Here is a 19,085-nt window from a genome sequence, read left to right as displayed (position 1 = left end):
GTTTTTTCTCTTACGGATTCTCCGCAAACGGTCAGGATATTGAAATGGCATGGACAGCTCCCCCGGGAGTCTGCCTCACCTTTTACTTAGCGTCTCCACTACCTGCATCATCCGGAGCCGCTTCCAGCGGAACCTCTTTGTCTCTTGGCAGGATGATGTTTAGCAGGACCGCTATGAGTGTTGCGATTACGACCGGTGATTTTCCGAAGATTGTGACAAACCAGTCCGGAAATGCTGCCAGCGCGCCGCTTGCTTGTGAGATCCCCATTCCCAGTGCGGCGGCGAGCCCTACGATGGATGTGTTGCGGTAGGACATATTTTCTGTGTTGATCAGCTTCATACCTGTCATGGCAATGGAGGCGAATACAGATACGGTTGCACCGCCAAGGACACTGTATGGTATGGTGGTCAGCAGGGATGAAAACTTGGGAATCAGGCCTGCTACCAGCAGGATGACCGCGGCCAGGCCGAGGACGCAGCGGTTGACTACCTTTGTTGTAGCAACGATCCCGACGTTCTGGCTGTAGGTTGCCGTGGGAAGGCCGCCCAGGAGAGCGCCGATGATGTTCGTGATTCCGTAGCCGACGATCCCGCCCTGCAGTTCATTGCTGGATGGCATACGGTTTAATCCGCCGCTTGTGGTGGCTGAAAAATCTCCGATGGCCTGGATGGCGTTGATGGCGAATAACAGTCCGATCGCTACGCAGGAGGAGATCTCAAATTTGATTCCAAAGTGAAGCGGCATGGGGAGCTGGAAAGCGGAGGCCTGGCCGATGGGGGTAAAGTCTACCATTCCGAAGCACAGGGCTACGATGTATCCTCCAATGATTCCGATCAGGATGGAGGCCAGTTTCCAGATTCCTTTTCCGTAGTGGTTTAATACGGTTACGATTGCGAGTGTTATGATCGCAACCAGCCAGTTCTGCCAGGAACCATAATCCGGGCTGCCTGTTCCGCCGGCCATATAGTTGATGGCGGTAGGGTACAGGGAAAGGCCGATTGTGAATACCACAGTCCCGGCGATCAGAGGCGGGAAAAACCTGCGGATTTTTTTAATAAATATACCTACCAGAATTGCCACGCAGCCGCCGACAATCTGTGCCCCGAGTATGGTGGGGATATCAAAGTCTGAGGCGATAGACTGCATGCTGGGCAGGTAGGCAAAGCTGATGCCCATGATGACAGGAAGTCCCGAGCCGATAGCAATCCACTTTGTTTTGATAAATGGAAACAGCTGGAGTAATGTGGACAGTGCGGATACGATCAGCGCTGCCTGGATCAGTATTACGGAGTCGCTTTCAGACAGGCCGCCGACTCCAGCAACGATGATTGCGGGCGTTACGCAACCCACAATCATCGCAACAACGTGCTGGAGGGCAAGAGGAAAGGCCTGTTTGAAATTAGGCACACCGTTAAGGTCAAATATAGTGGAACGGGTCACTTCTTTTTTCATGCGTTTATCCCCCTTTAAGCCTGACTGATTCTGGTGCCTGTGGTTCCCTTGATTCCGTCTTTGGCTTTTTCAAGAAGGGTAATCAGAGCCTGGCGTCCCGGCGCGGATTCCGCGAATTCTACGGCAGCCTGTACCTTAGGCAGCATAGATCCGGGGGCAAAATGTCCCTCAGACATGTACTGTTTTGCTTCCTTTGCAGTGATATTATCGAGCCATTTCTCGTTCGGCTTTCCATAGTTAATTGCCACTTTTTCCACAGCGGTCAGGATGATCAGAAAATCTGCATCCAGTTCCCGTGCGAGCAGGCTGCTTGCAAAATCTTTATCGATCACGGCGCTGGCGCCTTTTAGGTGGTTTCCCTGGCGGGTAACTGGAATACCTCCGCCGCCGCATGCAATGACAAGATCGCCAGATTCTACCATGGTACGGATCGTTCCGATCTCAATGATCTCCTGCGGTCTCGGGGATGCTACCACACGGCGGTAACCGCGGCCTGCATCTTCTTTCATGACATAGTCATATTTTTCTGCCATATCATCGGCCTGTTCTTTTGTTAGGAAACGTCCGATCGGCTTGGCGGGATTGCCAAATGCAGGGTCGTCCGCGTCAACGCGCACCTGTGTGATCATGGTTGCCACCGGGATATCATTGATACCGCGGTTCAGCAGTTCTTCGCGCAGGGCATTCTGCAGGTCGTAGCCTATGTATGCCTGGCTCATTGCCACGCAGACAGACAGCGGCGTATTGGGCTGCTGCGGGTCTTCGTGGGTCAGTGCCAGCATTGCGTTGTTTACCATTCCAACCTGTGGGCCGTTGCCGTGTGCGACCACGACCTCACAGCCCTCTTCAATCAGGTCTACAATGGCACGTGCAGTAATCTTTACCGCCGTCATCTGCTCGGGCAGGGTATTGCCAAGGGCGTTTCCGCCCAGCGCGATGACGATGCGTTTCTTTTTTGCCATTTTATTTTCCTCCGACATATGCGATGGTTTCTACTTCACAAAGAACTCCTTTTGGCAGATCCTTTACGGCAACACAGGAACGCGCCGGTTTTCCTACAAAATACTTTGCGTATATCTCATTGAATGCTGCAAAGTCGCCCATATCCGCGAGGAAACAGGTGGTTTTTACAACGTCTTTGAAGTCTGCACCCTGACTTTCCAGAAGGGCGGCTACATTTTTCATTACCTGTTCGGTCTGTTCCTGGATTGTTGTGCCCACTACTTCGCCGGATTCAGGTGAAAGCGGGATCTGCCCTGAAAAGAAAGCGATATCATTTACGATGATGCCCTGTGAGTATGGTCCGATTGCTGCTGGTGCGTTTTTTGTATCAACATATTTTAACATGTCAAATACCTCCTAATGTTTTTCTTCTTATTATACCAGTTACTGTGTGTGCTGCTTTTTATGTTTACGGTACGGCAAGGGTTTATTCAAAAACTCTTGGAGTGCCTTTTTCTTCCAGTTTCTTTAAAACATCGGCAGGATCTGCGAATTTTGCGAGGAAGATCATGGCTGCGATGATGTATGGTTTGTAGCTTGCTTCTTTGTAGAGAGGATCTCTGTAGCGGTCGAATACACTGGCGTCCACTTCTCCGGTCTCGCAGCTTACGCCTGTGATGTCAGCCGGCAGGCAGTGCATGTAGAGTGCCTTTCCGTCTTTGGTAGTTGCCATAAGTTCTTCTGTGCAGGCCCAGTCTTTATGCTCAGCATTTTGTGCAAGAAGTTCCTTTTCCAGTTTAGAGATGCCGTCGAAGTCACCGTTTCCATAGAGCTCTGTACGTTTTTCCATGGCAGCGAAAGGAGCCCAGCTCTTCGGATATACGATATCTGCGTCTTTGAAAGCCTCTGCCATATCGTTTGTTTTTGTGAAGGTACCGCCGGATTTTTTAGCATTGTCCGCAGCAACGGCTTCTACTTCCGAGAATACTTCGTATCCCTCCGGATGAGCCAGGACAACATCCATCCCAAAACGTGTCATCAGACCGATGATACCCTGGGGAACGGACAGAGGTTTTCCGTAAGACGGAGAGTAAGCCCATGTCATGGCCAGTTTTTTGCCCTTCAGATTCTCAACGCCGCCGAACTGGTGGATGATATGAAGCATATCTGCCATCGCCTGTGTCGGGTGGTCGATGTCGCACTGCAGATTCACAAGTGTCGGTTTCTGTTCCAGAATGCCGTCTTTATTGCCCTGTGTTACAGAGTCAACCACTTCATGCATATAGGCATTTCCCTTGCCGATGTACATATCATCGCGTATACCGATAACGTCAGCCATGAAAGAGATCATATTTGCTGTCTCGCGGACGGTCTCGCCGTGGGCTACCTGAGATTTTCCTTCGTCCAGATCCTGAACTTCGAGTCCCAGCAGGTTGCAGGCAGAAGCAAAAGAAAAACGGGTACGTGTAGAATTATCGCGGAAAAGTGAGATGCCAAGTCCGCTCTCAAATACTTTTGTGGAGATATTGTTTTCTCTCATGAAACGGAGCGCGTCGGCAAGAGTGAATACTGCCTCCAGTTCATCATCTGTCTTCTCCCATGTCAGGAAAAAGTCTCCGTTGTACATTTCCTTAAAGTTCAGTGCGTTCAGCTTATCAATGTAATCCTGTAATGTTTTCATCGTAAAATCCTCCTAAATTTTGTGAATATTCTGAATATGGTGTGCAAGGGGGTCAGACCCCTCGGCAGAGGGGTCTGACCCCCTTGCACCTGTTTGTTAAATTATTTGCAATAAAGTGTCGGCAGTGCAGCGTATACAGCAGCGCATACTATCAAATCTGCTTTCCATGTTTTCTCGTTCGGAGCATGAGCCTGCGCCTCTGCGCCAGGTCCAAATCCGATGCACGGGATTCCATTTCTTCCCATAATGGATACGCCGTTTGTCGAGAAGGTCCATTTGTCGGTTAACGGACGGGCTTTTCTCATTGCCTCTGTCTCTGCGGTTCCGATTCTGGTGTCGCCGTAGAGGCTGGTGTATGCTTCCTCAAGTGCTTTTGTTACGGCGTGATCCTCCGGGATGACCCATGTCGGGAAGTAGCACTCGATCGGATAGGTAAGTCCTGTGTAGGAGGGCCTGTCGTAGTTGTACATGGAAACCTTTACGTCATCACCGTATTTTTTCACGCTTGGAAGTGCACGGATCTCATCCAGGCAGCTCTCCCAGGTCTCGCCTGCCGTCATGCGGCGGTCCAGAGATACGGAACAGGAGTCTGCAACTGCACAGCGGCTGGGAGAGGTAAAGAAGATCTCGGATGTCGTGACAGTTCCTCTGCCCAGGAAACGCGCTTCTTTCCATTCCGGATTGAACTTTTCATCCAGCATCTTGACGAGGCCTTTGATCTCCGTGCCTTCCTCAGCGTCGTTTTCATTTAAAGCACGGATATCCTGCAGGATATCGGCCATCTTATAGATTGCATTGTCACCGCGCTCCGGTGCTGAACCGTGGCAGGAAACGCCTTTGACATCCACACGGATCTCCATGCGTCCGCGCTGTCCGCGGTAGATACCGCCGTCTGTCGGCTCTGTAGATACAACGAATTCCGGGCGTACCTTATCTTCATTGATAATGTACTGCCAGCAGAGACCGTCACAGTCTTCCTCCTGGACAGTTCCGGTTACGAGAACGGTGTATTTGTCGCTCAGCAGTCCCAGGTCTTTCATAATCTTTGCCCCGTATACGGCAGAAACAATACCGCCGCACTGGTCGGATACACCGCGGCCGCCGATCTCTTCGTCGTTTTCATATCCTTCGTACGGATCAAAAGTCCAGTTCTCAATGTTACCGATACCTACAGTGTCGATGTGGGCGTCAAATCCGATGATCTTTTCGCCTGTTCCCATGTAGCCGAGAACATTTCCCTGGGGATCGATTTCCACTTTATCAAAACCCAGGTTTCTCATCTCTTCGGCGATCCGTTCAATATGTGCTTTCTCATCACAGCTCTCGCCCGGGAATTTTACAATGTCCCTTAAAAATTTGGTCATGTCAGCCTGATAACCTTGTGCAGCTTCTTTGATTTTGTTAAAATCCATGATTACTTCTCCTTTTTAGAATTTATTATATTGAAATTGCTTCGTTTAACGGTCATTTCCGCCCCACACGATGGATTCGTATCTCTCCGGATCTGTATCTCCTTCGGTGGAGAAGAGAAGGACTCTTGACTCTTCATTCAGTCCAAGATGCTCTCTTAAGTCTTTATATTCATCCATACACATGATGCACGCCAGCGCGCCGAACGGTGCGGCTCCGGATTCCCCGGAAGTAACAGGTGCATCTCCCTTTACCGGCGCTGCCAGCATACGCATGCCTTTTGCGGCTACCCAGTCAGGCGCTGCGATGAATGTATCCACATGGTTCTTCAGGATATCCCAGGAGATCGTGTTCGGCTCTCCGCAGGCCAGCCCGGCCATGATCGTTACCATATCTCCATCCACGATCTGGATGCTTCCGTCCCCCAGGGCAGCACCCTTGTAGAGGCAGGCAGCGGCTTCGGCCTCCACTACGATAACTTTCGGAGGATTCTCCGGATAACGGTTGGCAAAATATCCCTGCACAGCTCCTGCAAGAGATCCCACGCCAGCCTGGATAAATACGTGTGTTGGTCTGCCGCAGCCATATTCCTTCAGCTGTTCATTCGCCTCCATTGCCATGGTTCCGTATCCCTGCATGATCCAGGCCGGAATCTCCTCGTAGCCGTCCCATGCAGTATCCTGCACCATAATGCCGTTTTCAGTCTTCGATGCCATGTCCGCAGCCATGCGCACACACTCATCATAGTTGTATTCCTCGATCGTTGCCTGTGCGCCTTCGGCGAGAATGTTATTGAGGCGGGTCTGTGTGGTGCCCTTGGGCATCAGCACGACGGCTTTCTGCCCCAGCTTATTGGCCGCCCATGCAACGCCGCGTCCGTGGTTGCCGTCCGTAGCCGTGAAGAAGGTTGCCTGGCCGAATTCCTTTTTCAGTTCTTCGGAAGTCAGCACCTGATAAGGAAGCTCAGAAACATCTTTACCCACCTGTTTGGCGATATAGCGCGCCATTGCGAATGAGCCGCCCAGCACCTTGAAAGCATTGAGGCCAAACCGGTAAGATTCATCCTTTACGTATACTTCCTTTAAGCCCAGCCGTTTGGCCATCTGATCCAGCCTGGCAAGCGGGGTGATACTGTACTGTGGAAAGCTTTCATGAAAAGCCCGTGCTTTTTCAACCTGGCTAAGCGCCATAACCTTCAGTTGTGCATCGTCTGTTTTAGGCATATGGTTCACTGCCCATTTGATTGATTCCATGTGTGAAAAACCTCCTTCTAACTATTTGAGCACTCACGGGAACTATCTTGCACCCATCTTTGCGGCTGATTTTCCGCGAGTACTCTATTTGCCTGCGTCCATGTAACTATAAAGTGTGAATTTTGAAATTCCCAAAAGAGAAGCAATTTTGTCTCCGGATTTAGTGATCAGAAAAGCGCCGGCGTTGTTCAGGTACTGAACGACTGCGACTTTGTCATCCTTATTCATGATAGCAACCGGTTTGCCAACGAGTGCAAGAGCCTGTTCGATCAGGGTATCCAGCAGCTCGTTTACATTGTGGGTGATTTTTGGGGGCTGGTTGTTATCGGTTTCCTGTTCCTTTTTTTGTTCCGTGCTGATGAATGAATGGATGGCGGATTCGACAGTGAGCAGTGAGGTGATGTCATAGTTAAGAGAAAATATGTAAGCGATGCTGTCATCATCATCCCTGATATACATGGTGCTGGATTTGAGAATCCTACCGTCTTCTGTCTTGGTGAGATAGGAAAGACGGTCCTGAATCTGTGACGGTTTCCGGCTCAGTGTCTCCAGAACCACGCTGGACGGTCCGTCGCCAAGCTTCCTGTTGGATACATGCCCATTCTCGATATAGACAATGGAGCTGTCCAGTTCTTTCTTTCTCAGATCGTGGATAACAATCTCACAGGAACTGCCAAACTGTACGGCAAGGCCGTGGGCGATCTGCTTTAATAAGTCTAATTTCTGGCTCAAAGTTACCATTCCTTTCGCGTGTGAGTATGGGAAATGATCCCGAAAACTTTTTGCTTCTAAACTCATCATAGCATAAAAAAAAATTAAATCAATACTTTTTCTAAAAATTTTTTAGGTTACCTAAATTTTTTTGAGATTCTGTATTGCAATTATCTTATATAAATGGTATTCTATATACAACAAAAGCAGTCCTTAAAAATCTGTGCGAAAAAGAAAGGCCTGTTTTTACAAAAGGATATACAAAATATAGTGCGACGTGCAAGGAAACCAACCCCCTTGTAGAATTTGTATACGCGGTGACATGCACCGGAAACCTTTAGGACATTTCATTAAGAAAAGGAGACGAATAGTATGCTTATTTTAGGAAACGGCAGGGTAATCACGCGTGACGAGAAGAATCCGTATCTGGAAAACGGCGCTGTGGCGATCGAGGGAAGCACCATCCAAAAGGTGGGATCCTTAGGTGAAGTCAGAGCGGCATATCCGGAGGCGGAATTTATTGATGCCGGAGGAAAAGTAATTATGCCGGCATTTATTAATGCGCACGAACATATTTACAGTGCCTTTGCAAGAGGGCTTTCTGTAAAGGGATATGACCCGAAGGGATTTTTGGATATTCTGAACGGCATGTGGTGGACCATAGACAGGAATCTCACACTGCAGGACACATATCTGAGCGCTATGGCTACGTATATTGATTGTATTAAGAACGGAGTGACGACCATATTTGACCACCATGCCAGTTTTGGATCAATCCGGGAGTCCTTATTCCATATAGAAAAAGCAGCTAAGGAAACAGGGGTGCGTTCCTGTCTGTGCTATGAGATATCCGACCGGGACGGCAGGGAGAAGGCAAGGGAATCTGTGATGGAAAATGCAGAATTTATCCGCTATGCCCGGCAGGACGGAAGCGGGATGATAGCCGGAATGATGGGGATGCACGCACAGTTTACCATATCAGATGAAACCATGGAACTGGCAGCAGCAAATAAGCCGGACGGTGTGGGTTACCATATCCATGTGGCCGAAGGGATTGAGGATCTGCACCACTGCCTGAAACACTATGGGAAGCGTATCGTTGACAGGCTGATGGACTGGAATATTCTGGGGGAGAAGACCTTGCTGGGCCACTGTATATACATTAACGGACACGAGATGGAGCTGATTAAAGACACTAATACCATGGTTGTACATAATCCTGAATCCAACATGGGCAACGCCTGCGGCTGCCCGCCGACGATGGAACTGGTGCACAGAGGCATCCTGACCGGTCTGGGGACGGACGGATATACCCACGACATGACGGAGTCTTATAAAGTAGCCAATGTTTTGCACAAACACCACCTGTGCGATGCGACGGCGGCATGGGGCGAGGTACCGCAGATGCTCTTTGACGGCAACGCTCAGATTGCAGGCAGATACTTTGACCAGAAACTCGGCGTTCTGGAAGAGGGCGCGGCAGGGGATGTCATCATCGTAGATTACGATCCGCTGACCCCCTTCGGAGCAGAGAACTGCAACGGGCATATCCTGTTTGGTATGAACGGGCGGAATGTAGTAACTACGGTGGCTAACGGGAAAATCCTGATGAAGGACAGAGAATTGCAGCATATCGACGAAGCAAAGGTGATGGCGGACTGCAGACAGGCTGCGGCAGAACTTTGGGGACGGATTAACAAGTAAAAGCGGAAAAGTGTTGCAAGGGGGTCAGACCCCTCTGCAGAGGGGTCTGACCCCCTTGCACTACCGTTTTCAGAATATTCAGATTATTTAGGAGGTTTACGCAAATGAGTGATATTATGACCCCGATGTCTTTCGGGCATTTAGTAGATTGGATGATGACGGAGCGTGAGAAGTCAGGCACTGTGTTCGGAGAGCATGCACCTTATCAGGCCGATTCCAGATATAACAGGACAATTTTCGGACGCCCGCTGGAGACTCCGGTCGGCCCGGCAGCCGGCCCGCACACGCAGCTGGCACAGAATATTGCGGCCGCTTATTATACCGGAAGCCGTTTCTTTGAACTGAAGACCGTGCAGGTGATGGACGGCGCCGAATTGGCGGCATGCGTGAGTAAGCCGTGCATCAAGGCTGACGATGAATGTTATAACTGTGAGTGGTCTACGGAACTCTACGTGCCGCAGGCAATGGAGGAATACATTAAGGCGTGGTTCCTGCTCAAGGTGATGGCAAAGGAGTTTGAGCTTGGCAGCATGGACGGATTCCAGTTTAACATCAGCGTGGGGTATGACCTGGAGGGGATTCAGTCTCCAAAGATAGACCGTTTTCTGAACACCATGAAGGATGCCGGAGATTCTGAAATCTTCAGGGATTGCAAAGCATATCTCCTGGAGCATGCGGACAGATTCCAAAAAGTAACAGAGGAAGATATTGAGAGTATCTCATCAGAGATCTGCAACTCCGTCACAATCTCCACACTGCACGGATGTCCTCCGCAGGAGATTGAAAAGATTGCAATGTACCTGGTTACGGAAAAGGGCTTCCACACCTTTATCAAATGTAATCCTACCTTATTAGGATACGAATTTGCCAGAAAGACCATGGATGAGATGGGATACGATTATGTGGCATTCGGGGACTTCCACTTCAGGGATGACCTGCAGTACGTGGATGCCGTTCCGATGCTCACCAGGCTGATGAAAGTGTGTGAGGAGCGTAACCTGGAATTCGGCGTGAAGATCACCAACACGTTCCCTGTAGATGTCAAACAGAACGAGCTTCCCAGCGAAGAAATGTATATGTCCGGAAAATCCCTGTATCCGCTCTCCATCTCTCTGGCCGCAAAGCTGGCAAAAGAGTTCGGCGGTAAACTCAGGATCTCATTTTCCGGCGGAGCCGATTTCTACAATATAAAGGGCATCGTGGACGCAGGTATCTGGCCGGTCACCGTTGCCACTACACTGCTGAAGCCGGGCGGATACCAGAGAATGTGCCAGATCGCCCGTATCCTGGAGACAGAGGGCGCTGTATTTGAAGGCGTAAGCATCGAAGGATCAAAAGCACTGGCAGAAGCCGCAATCGTGAGTCCCCATCATGTGAAGGCGGTCAAACCGCTACCATCCCGCAAGATGAACAAGGAGGTACCGCTTTTGGACTGTTTCGTGGCGCCATGTAAAGAAGGCTGCCCGATCCACCAGGATATCACCACATACCTGCAGCTTGTGAATGCCGGAAAATATGAGGAGGCAATGGAGGTCATTACAGAGAAGAACCCACTGCCGTTTATTACCGGAACGATCTGTGCACATAACTGCATGAGCAAATGTACCAGAAATTTCTACGAAGAACCGGTACATATCCGCGCTATGAAGCTGGAGGCTGCAGAAAATGGCTATGAGGCGTGGCTGGCAGATGTGTCGCCAAAGCCCCTGACAGAGAAAGGGAAAGCTGCCGTCATCGGAGGCGGCCCTGCCGGTATGGCAGCGGCATATTTTCTGAGACGCGGCGGCATGGAAGTTACCCTCTTTGAGCAGACCGGCTCCCTGGGCGGAGTGGTGCGCCACGTGATCCCGGAATTCAGGATCCCGGGAAGCTCCATTGACAAAGACGCAGAAATTCTTAAGGCAGCAGGCGTTGATATTCAATACAATACAAAAGTAGAAAGCGTGCAGCAGTTAAAAGAACAGGGGTATGGTGCGGTCATATTTGCAGTGGGCGCATACAAACCGGGTATGCTGAAACTGGAGGCCGGCGAGACGATGAATGCGCTGGAGTTCCTCGGGGCGTTTAAAGAAACAGAAGGCAGCCTGGACATCGGGAAACATGTCGTTGTCATCGGCGGGGGAAACACCGCAATGGACACGGCCAGAGCCGCAAAACGGACCAAAGGCGTCGAGACGGTTTCTCTGGTCTACAGAAGAACCAAACGCTATATGCCGGCGGATGAGGAGGAACTGCTGCTGGCAATTGAGGACGGTGTGGAATTTCAGGAACTGCTTTCCCCTGTCAAACTGGAAAATGGCAGACTGGTCTGCAGAGTAATGCAACTTGGCGATTTCGATGATTCCGGCAGAAGAAGTGTGATTGAAACCGAAGAGATCCGGGAAGTTTTGGCAGACACCGTGATTGCCGCCGTGGGTGAAAAGATTCCGACTGAGCTGTACGAGGCGAATGGTATCCATGTAAATGAGCGCGGGAAAGCAATGGTTAACGCGGAAACCTGCGAGACAAACCTGGAAGGTGTCTATGTAATCGGAGACGGCCTGGGCGGTCCGGCAACGGTAGTAGAGGGCATAAGAGATGGCCGGAAGGCGGCAGAAGCAGTGATTGGACGGAGCCTGGCGAAAGATTTCGACAGGCAGGCGGACGAGGCTAAGGTCTACAGCCGCCGCGGCATCCTGCGGGATATGGAGAACGGGAAGGCAGAGACAGAGCGCTGCCTGGGATGCTCCAGTATCTGTGAAAACTGTGTGGAAGTATGTCCAAACCGTGCAAACATCGCCATCCGGGTGCCGGGCATGGCAAAACATCAGATTATCCATATAGACTATATGTGCAATGAGTGCGGCAACTGCAAGAGCTTCTGTCCATATGAGAGCGCCCCTTATCTGGATAAGTTCACGCTCTTTGCCGGAGAAAAAGATATGGAAGACAGCAGAAACCAGGGATTTACGGTAGTGGACAGGGAAAAGGGAGTATGCAGGGTGAGATACCTTGGAGATACTTTTACCTGGACAAAGGGTGAAGAGACAAAGCTGCCCGCGGGACTGCAGCAGCTGATTGAAACAGTCGTTCAAGATTACCCCTACCTCCTGGGATAAAAGAGCACAGCATAAAAGGCGGGGCACGGCCCCGTGAATAGTATCCAATAAGCGCCCATGCACAGAAAGACAGAAAGAAGGAATGGTTATGAAACGTTTGTTTAAAGGCGGAATCATCGTCAGCGGCGAAGGACAAAAGAAGCTGGACATCCTGGTAAAAGGCGAAAAGATTCTGGCAGTCGGTGAAAATCTGGAATTCAGGGACGCCGAGATAGAAGACGTCCGGGGCAAGTACCTTTTCCCGGGATTTATTGATGCACATACCCATATGGCTCTGGAAGTCAGCAACACCATAACTGCAGACAAATTTGACACGGGAACCAAGGCGGAGATTGCGGGAGGAACCACCTGCATCATAGATTTTGCCACACAGAACAAAGGAGAGACACTTGCCCGGGCGCTGGATAACTGGCACCAAAAAGCAGACGGACACTCCTCATGCGACTATGCGTTCCATCTGGCGCTATCCGACTGGAATGAGAACGTCGGCCGTGAACTGGAGCAGGTTGTGGCGGAAGGAATCTCTTCTTTCAAACTGTATATGACATACGACAATATGGTCGTGGATGACAAGACCATGTATGAAATCCTGTCCCGTTTGAAAGAACTCGGCGGAATCGCAGGAGTACATTGTGAAAATAAGGGAATCATAGATGCAAGGCTGGAGGAAGTTCTGCAAAAAAAAGGAAACCGCAGGGATGTCTCTGATTATCCGGGAACGAGGCCGCCGGCAGCAGAAGCGGAGGCCATCAACCGCCTGCTTAAGATAGCGAAGTGTGTGGATACACCCGTCATTGTGGTGCATTTGAGTTCGGCAGAAGGCTACCGGGAAATCCAGCGGGCCAGGGACGAAGGGCAGACGGTCTATGTGGAAACCTGTCCCCAGTACCTCCTTATGGATGACAGCAAGTACTCCCTGCCGGATGGGGAAGGCAGGAAATACATGATCGCGCCGCCGCTGCGCAGAAAGAAGAATCAGGAGGTGCTGTGGAAGGCGCTTACGGAGGGCAGGATCCAGACAATCTGTACAGACCACTGCAGCTTTAATCTGGAACAAAAAAGCGCGGGGATCGAAGACTTCTCTCTGACACCGTGCGGAATGCCAGGCGCAGAAGAGCGTCCTGGCCTGATTTACCAGTTTGGCGTAAACGAGGGACGCATCACTATAGAACAGATGTGCAAATATCTGTCCGAGAATCCAGCAAAGTTATACCACATGTATCCACAGAAAGGAACGCTTTCTCCGGGAAGCGATGCAGATATCGTAGTATGGAATCCCGATACCGAGTGGATTCTGTCAAAAGAGTCACAGCAGACCAACATCGACTATTGCCCAATGGAAGGCACCAAGATTAAAGGCAGGGCAGAAAAGGTATTTCTGCGGGGCCGGCTGATAGCGGAAAACGGGGAAATTAAAATAGAAAATGCAGGGCAGTATATAAAGCATGGAGTCACGAAGGAAGCTGACAATTAAAGAAGGGCGGCACATGATAAAAGCATACCTTAATCCGCAGTTTACTGCGGATCCGCCCGAAGGGCATGGGTTAAGGGATGCCCTTTGGGTATACCGGGAGGGAAAACTGGTACAGTTCCCCTCTCTTCTGGAGGCATTAAATATAGAAAATTCAACGGCTCCCGTTCTCTCATTCACAGGAGCGGGAGGCAAGACAACACTGATTACACGGATGGCAGGCGAGTATCTGCGAAGGGGAACCAGAGTTGTCGTGACAACGACTACCCACATGATGGCCTGGGATTACCCGTGGTTTCTTTTGGAACCCTCGGCAGAGAAGATGGAAAGAATCCTGGCTGACGAAGGCATGGTATGGCTGGGCCTGCCCGCCGGTGATGGGAAAATGCAGGCTCCGCCCCGCGGGTTTCTGCAGCAGGTTTTGAAAAAGGGATACCCGCTGCTGATCGAGGCAGACGGTGCGAAGAGGTTCCCGGTCAAAGCGCCGGCTTCCCATGAGCCGGTGCTGCTCCCCGAGACGACACATGTGATCAATGTCTGCGGACTGGACAGCCTTGGAAAGCCCATGGAAGAAGTCTGTTTCCGGCCTGAAATTGCTGCCGGACTGCTTCATAAACAAAAAACGGATCCGGTCACGCAGGAAGATATTGTAGATCTGGCGCTGGACAGCCGGGCCGGAAAAAAGCATGTAATGCCCCAAATGTCTTACCATCTGGTTTTGAACAAAGCCGACGGCGCGAAGGAAGAGGCACAGGCCCTGGAAATCTGCAGGTTGGCAGAAAAAAGGGGATTCGCACAGATCACAGTAACAGCAGGAGGAAGACAGATACAGAGATGAAAATACTAATTAAAGGCGCGGGGGATCTGGCAACAGGAATCGCTTCGCGCCTCTATCACAGCGGGCACCAGATTGTTATGACAGAGATCGCAGTTCCTCTGACGGTGCGCAGAATGGCGGCGCTTTCCAGAGCTGTCTATGAGGGGACGGCCGTCGTAGAGGATATGAAAGGCGTTCTTGTATATTCGGAAAAGGAAGCAGAACAGGTTCTGGCGGACGGGAATATCGCGGTGATTGTGGACGCAAACGCTAAAATAGCCGCTGGACTTCAGCCGGATGTCATTGTGGATGCAATACTGGCGAAAAGAAATACCGGGACAAGAATAACAGACGCCCCCTTTGTGATTGGGGTGGGCCCGGGATTTACTGCGGGAATTGACTGCAATTGTGTTGTGGAGACAAAAAGAGGGCACACACTGGGGAATATCTTTTATTCTGGCAGTGCGCTTCCAAACACCGGAATTCCGGGGGATGTGGGAGGTTATACGACAGAACGCCTGATCCGCGCCGCAGCAGAGGGGGAGATGCAGCCGTTGGCAGCCATCGGGGATATCGTAGAAAAAGGCCAGGCGGTTGCCGTTACCGGTGGAAAAGAAGTATATGCCCGGATGAGCGGTGTGATCCGGGGAATGCTTCAGTCCGGTGTCCGTGTAAGTGAAGGAATGAAAATAGGGGATATTGATGCGCGCTGCGAAAAGTCCCACTGCTTCACCATTTCTGACAAAGCAAGGGCCGTGGGCGGAGGCGTACTGGAAGCGGTAACCCGGCATGAACACATGAAGGGGAAATATGCCCTTGTCTTGCTTGCGGCAGGAAAAAGCACACGGTTTGGGGAAAACAAGCTCCTGGCACAGATCTCCGGCAGACAGATGTTTGAATACATGCTGGACAAAATCAGCGCGTTCGGAGCCTTTCCCACATATATTGTGACGGGATATGAAGAGATTGAAAAAAAAGCAAGGCGAAAGGGGATACGGGTTGTGAGAAACGATGAGCCTGAACGGGGGATTTCCCGTTCCGTCAGGCTGGGAGTGGAAGCCTGTACAGAGCAGTTTCCTGATATTCAGGGCATTCTTTTTTCCGTGTGTGATCAGCCCGCTTTGCATGCGGCCACGATCCAGCGGATACTCAATGCAGCAGGGCTCCACAGGGGAAAGATTATCAGCGCCTGCCATAAGGACCGGCCGGGCAATCCGGTTCTCTGGGACAAAAAGTTCTTCCGCGATCTCAGGCAGCTTTCCGGAGACAACGGAGGGCGGCAGATTATGTCCGGTCTGCAGGACAAAGTAAGATATGTGGAAGCACAGGAAGAAGAATTAAAAGATATTGACTTCCGGTCAGATCTTTCAGAATAAAGTTCCGGGAAACGTAACAGTTCAGGCTTGCCTGAACTGTTACCGGGAAAAGGAGGGTATTATATGTTCACAGTACATGTAAATGGGAAAGATTATCAGGCAGAGCAGGACAAAAAGCTGATGCGGTTTCTGCGTGACGACCTCCGTCTGACATCCGTGAAAGACGGGTGCAGCCAGGGCGCATGCGGCACCTGCACGGTTCTGGTAGACGGAAAGACAACACGTGCGTGCATTCCCATGATTTCTAAGATGGAGGGCAAATCCATTGTAACAGTTGAGGGATTAAGCGAAAGAGAAAAAGAAGTGTATGCTTATGCTTTTGCCACGGCCGGCGCCGTTCAGTGCGGCTTCTGTATTCCCGGCATGGTCATGAGCGCAAAGGGCCTGATTGATGTCAACCCGGATCCGACCCGCCTGGAAGTGATAGCGGCGATCCGCAATAACATCTGCCGGTGCACAGGGTATAAGAAGATTATCGACGGAATCCTTCTCAGCGCCAGAATATTCCGGGAAAATCTCCCTGTGGCGGACAACAGCGGCATCGCACTGGTAGGTGATGCAATCCAGAGGATTGATGCCAGAGAAAAGGTGTTGGGAACCGGAGAATATCCGGACGATATCTATCTCGACGGCATGATCTACGGCAGCGCAGTGCGTTCCGAATATCCCAGGGCAAAAGTACTGGCGATCCACGCGGAGGAGGCTCAGGCGCTGGAAGGCGTGATCGGAGTCTATACCGCAGAGGACATTCCGGGGCAGGTAAAGGTGGGCCACCTGAAGCAGGACTGGGATACCATGATTCCGGTCGGGAAAACCACGCATTACCTCGGGGATGCGATCTGTCTTGTGGCGGCGGAAACACCGGAGATACTTGAACGGGCTAAGAGCCTTGTGAAGGTGGATTACGAAGTGCTGGAACCGGTGCTCAGCCCCTTTGACGCCATGAAAGAGGATGCGCCGCTTGTCCATGCATCCGGAAATATTCTGGCACATGAGCATCTGGTCCGGGGAAATGCCGACGAGGTCATTGCCAATTCGAAATATAAAGTAACAAAGCATTACGAAACACCATGGACCGAGCATGCATTTCTGGAGCCGGAGTGCGCGGTCGCCATGCCTTTTGACGACGGGGTATTTATTTATTCCACAGATCAGGGTACATACGATACCCGGCACGAATGCTGTATCATGCTGGGACTCCCTCCGGAGAAGGTGATTGTGGAAAACAAACTGGTCGGCGGCGGATTTGGCGGAAAAGAGGATGTCAGCGTCCAGCATCACGCAGCGCTTCTGGCGTACCTGACCAAACGGATCGTAAAAGTAAAGCTATCCAGGCAGGAAAGCATTGTCATCCATCCAAAACGTCATCCAATGTGGATGGATATCACAACAGCCTGTGACGAGAACGGCATACTGACCGCGATGAAGGCGGTAGTCGTATCGGACACAGGGGCCTACGCATCCCTGGGCGGGCCTGTGCTGCAGCGTGCCTGTACACATGCTGCGGGGCCGTATAATTTCCAGGTAATCGATATAGACGGAAAGGCGGTGTACACGAATAATCCGCCTGCCGGTGCATACAGAGGCTTCGGAGTAACCCAGACCTGCTTTGGATCCGAGCGGAATCTGGACCTGCTGGCAGAGATGGCCGGCATTTCTCCCTGGGAGATCCGTTACCGTAATGCCATCCGTCCGGGACAGGTGCTGCCGAATGGACAGATTGCCGATGATTCCACGGGTGTTGCGGAAACATTGGAAGCCGTAAAAGACATCTATGAGAGCGAACCCTATGCAGGGATTGCCTGTGCCATGAAAAATGCGGGCGTAGGCGTGGGACTGCCCGACTGGGGCCGCTGCCGCCTGCTGGTAAAGGACGGAAAAATACAGATCCATGCGGGTGCGTCCTGCATCGGGCAGGGGCTTGGAACGGTTCTGACACAGGTGGTATCCGAGACGACCGGCCTGCCGGTTAACTGTATCAAGTACTGTCCGCCCAATACCGCGGATTCCCCCGATTCCGGAACTACCTCCGGTTCACGGCAGACACTGATTACCGGGGAGGCCGCGAAGCGGGCGTCGGAAGATCTGAGAGAAGAGCTGGCAGGGCAGACACTGGCGGCTCTGGAAGGAAAAGAGTATTACGGTGAGTATCTCGCCAAGACCGACAGGATGGGCAGCGATGTGCCAAATCCGGTGTCTCATGTGGCCTATGGTTATGCTACTCAGGTATGTGTCCTGAATGAGGATGGAACGGTCAAGAAAATGGTGGCGGCCCACGATGTGGGCAAAGCCGTGAACCCGGTCAGCGTGGAAGGCCAGATAGAAGGCGGCGTTGTGATGGGAATGGGATACGCACTGACGGAAAGATATGAGATCAAGGAAGGGTATCCGGTATCCAGATTTGGTACGCTGGGGCTGTTTAAGGCGGATAAGGTGCCGGAATTGGTATCCCTTATTGTGGAAAAACCAGGCGTGGACGTGGGGTATGGGGCTATTGGAATTGGAGAGATCACATCCATACCAACGGCTCCGGCTGTTGCAGGGGCTTATTATAAATGGAATGGAGAGTTTCAGACTGTATTGCCGCTGGAGGGAACTCCATATACCAAAAAGAAGTAAATCGGGAGTTAGTGACGAGCTATAGTCTCGGCGCGGATGGGGACGCTCTATGAAGGGATAGCCGAAAACCTCCCGGAGAACATCCATGTCCTTTCAAAAATGCGGCCGCGGACCTAAGAAATTCTAGGCGGGAAACAGCCCTGAAAATGGAGCACTACTGACACATCACGAGAAATAGATGATTTCTCGCGATGGGTCAGCTGATTTTTGGATTCGGAATCCAAAAATCTCTCCATTTTCAGGGCTGTTTCCCACCAAGAATTTCTAAGGTTCGCGGCCGCGTTTTTGAAAGGACATGGATGTTCTCCGGGAGATTTTCGGCTATCTCTTCATGGAGCTGGCGCATCCGGCCGGCAGGACAAGACTCGTTACTAAGGTGGGACCTAATACGGGGGCGTCGTATGGGATTGGACTGGCGGGAATTTTATGGCTTTGGGAGGTGTTAGAAGACAGGGGGAATGAAAAAAAGGATTAAAACAGTGTGCTGAACGGTTTAAAATGAGCTGTATAAAAACAGTTTTAAACTTAACTGAAAACTTACCCGGAAATT

At 51.1% G+C, this 19,085-nt stretch carries 13 protein-coding genes; 6 read left to right on the top strand and 7 right to left on the bottom strand.

From position 1 onward, the window contains the following. Positions 1-82: 82 nt before the first annotated feature. The 7 genes from ARB69_RS07815 to ARB69_RS07785 all read right to left on the bottom strand — a co-directional run bounded on the left by ARB69_RS07815 (position 83) and on the right by ARB69_RS07785 (position 7,471). Positions 83-1,453 carry a uracil-xanthine permease family protein gene (locus tag ARB69_RS07815; protein ID WP_050641337.1) on the bottom strand — a complete coding sequence of 457 codons (1,371 nt, stop codon included), beginning with the start codon at positions 1,451-1,453 and terminating at the stop codon, positions 83-85. A gap of 14 nt (positions 1,454-1,467) precedes the next feature. Then, entirely contained in the window at positions 1,468-2,415 is a 948-nt protein-coding gene (arcC, locus tag ARB69_RS07810; RefSeq protein ID WP_050641336.1) for a carbamate kinase, read from the bottom strand. Position 2,416: 1 nt separating this feature from the next. Continuing rightward, a complete protein-coding gene (locus tag ARB69_RS07805; RefSeq protein WP_050641335.1) occupies positions 2,417-2,800 on the bottom strand; it encodes a RidA family protein in 384 nt (127 codons plus the stop codon). 82 nt (positions 2,801-2,882) lie between these two features. Beyond that, entirely contained in the window at positions 2,883-4,076 is a 1,194-nt protein-coding gene (gene ygeW, locus ARB69_RS07800) for a knotted carbamoyltransferase YgeW (protein ID WP_055152469.1), read from the bottom strand. 101 nt (positions 4,077-4,177) lie between these two features. Beyond that, a complete protein-coding gene (locus ARB69_RS07795; RefSeq protein WP_055152467.1) occupies positions 4,178-5,488 on the bottom strand; it encodes a YgeY family selenium metabolism-linked hydrolase in 1,311 nt (436 codons plus the stop codon). A 45-nt stretch (positions 5,489-5,533) separates the two neighbouring features. Continuing rightward, the gene (gene dpaL, locus ARB69_RS07790) at positions 5,534-6,739 is read right to left on the bottom strand and encodes a diaminopropionate ammonia-lyase (RefSeq protein WP_050641332.1); all 1,206 of its coding nucleotides are present in this window, start codon (positions 6,737-6,739) and stop codon (positions 5,534-5,536) included. A gap of 84 nt (positions 6,740-6,823) precedes the next feature. Then, positions 6,824-7,471, bottom strand: a complete 648-nt coding sequence (locus ARB69_RS07785) for a helix-turn-helix transcriptional regulator (RefSeq protein WP_087148803.1) — start codon at positions 7,469-7,471, stop codon at positions 6,824-6,826. Between the two features lie 351 nt (positions 7,472-7,822). Here ARB69_RS07785 and ssnA point away from each other — a divergent pair, with 351 nt between their 5' ends. The 6 genes from ssnA to xdh all read left to right on the top strand — a co-directional run bounded on the left by ssnA (position 7,823) and on the right by xdh (position 18,535). Next, complete coding sequence (ssnA, locus tag ARB69_RS07780; protein ID WP_055152465.1) at positions 7,823-9,154, top strand: putative aminohydrolase SsnA; 1,332 nt, start codon at positions 7,823-7,825, stop codon at positions 9,152-9,154. Between the two features lie 104 nt (positions 9,155-9,258). After that, entirely contained in the window at positions 9,259-12,252 is a 2,994-nt protein-coding gene (gene ygfK, locus ARB69_RS07775; protein ID WP_055152463.1) for a putative selenate reductase subunit YgfK, read from the top strand. A gap of 88 nt (positions 12,253-12,340) precedes the next feature. Beyond that, positions 12,341-13,726 carry a dihydropyrimidinase gene (hydA, locus tag ARB69_RS07770; protein ID WP_055152461.1) on the top strand — a complete coding sequence of 462 codons (1,386 nt, stop codon included), beginning with the start codon at positions 12,341-12,343 and terminating at the stop codon, positions 13,724-13,726. A gap of 13 nt (positions 13,727-13,739) precedes the next feature. Next, positions 13,740-14,561, top strand: a complete 822-nt coding sequence (gene yqeC / locus ARB69_RS07765) for a selenium cofactor biosynthesis protein YqeC (RefSeq protein WP_055152458.1) — start codon at positions 13,740-13,742, stop codon at positions 14,559-14,561. Beyond that, entirely contained in the window at positions 14,558-15,916 is a 1,359-nt protein-coding gene (gene yqeB / locus ARB69_RS07760) for a selenium-dependent molybdenum cofactor biosynthesis protein YqeB (RefSeq protein ID WP_055152456.1), read from the top strand. Before yqeC ends, yqeB begins: the two co-directional genes overlap by 4 nt. A 63-nt stretch (positions 15,917-15,979) precedes the next feature. Beyond that, positions 15,980-18,535: a selenium-dependent xanthine dehydrogenase gene (gene xdh, locus ARB69_RS07755; RefSeq protein WP_055152454.1), complete on the top strand. Its 2,556-nt coding sequence runs from the start codon at positions 15,980-15,982 to the stop codon at positions 18,533-18,535. Positions 18,536-19,085: the final 550 nt, after the last annotated feature.

The sequence above is a fragment of the Faecalicatena contorta genome, from assembly GCF_001404335.1.
Taxonomy (GTDB): domain Bacteria; phylum Bacillota; class Clostridia; order Lachnospirales; family Lachnospiraceae; genus Faecalicatena; species Faecalicatena contortus_B.
The sequence above is the reverse complement of the archived record's forward strand: the minus strand, read 5'-3'. Positions and strand labels throughout refer to the sequence as shown.

Coding starts and splice junctions, on each gene's coding strand:
- yqeC (WP_055152458.1), top strand. CDS start 13,740: ATGATAAAAGCATACCTTAATCCGCAGTTTACTGCGGATCCGCCCGAA.
- ygeW (WP_055152469.1), bottom strand. CDS start 4,076: ATGAAAACATTACAGGATTACATTGATAAGCTGAACGCACTGAACTTT.
- xdh (WP_055152454.1), top strand. CDS start 15,980: ATGTTCACAGTACATGTAAATGGGAAAGATTATCAGGCAGAGCAGGAC.
- hydA (WP_055152461.1), top strand. CDS start 12,341: ATGAAACGTTTGTTTAAAGGCGGAATCATCGTCAGCGGCGAAGGACAA.
- ARB69_RS07805 (WP_050641335.1), bottom strand. CDS start 2,800: ATGTTAAAATATGTTGATACAAAAAACGCACCAGCAGCAATCGGACCA.
- ygfK (WP_055152463.1), top strand. CDS start 9,259: ATGAGTGATATTATGACCCCGATGTCTTTCGGGCATTTAGTAGATTGG.
- yqeB (WP_055152456.1), top strand. CDS start 14,558: ATGAAAATACTAATTAAAGGCGCGGGGGATCTGGCAACAGGAATCGCT.
- ARB69_RS07795 (WP_055152467.1), bottom strand. CDS start 5,488: ATGGATTTTAACAAAATCAAAGAAGCTGCACAAGGTTATCAGGCTGAC.
- arcC (WP_050641336.1), bottom strand. CDS start 2,415: ATGGCAAAAAAGAAACGCATCGTCATCGCGCTGGGCGGAAACGCCCTT.
- dpaL (WP_050641332.1), bottom strand. CDS start 6,739: ATGGAATCAATCAAATGGGCAGTGAACCATATGCCTAAAACAGACGAT.
- ARB69_RS07815 (WP_050641337.1), bottom strand. CDS start 1,453: ATGAAAAAAGAAGTGACCCGTTCCACTATATTTGACCTTAACGGTGTG.
- ssnA (WP_055152465.1), top strand. CDS start 7,823: ATGCTTATTTTAGGAAACGGCAGGGTAATCACGCGTGACGAGAAGAAT.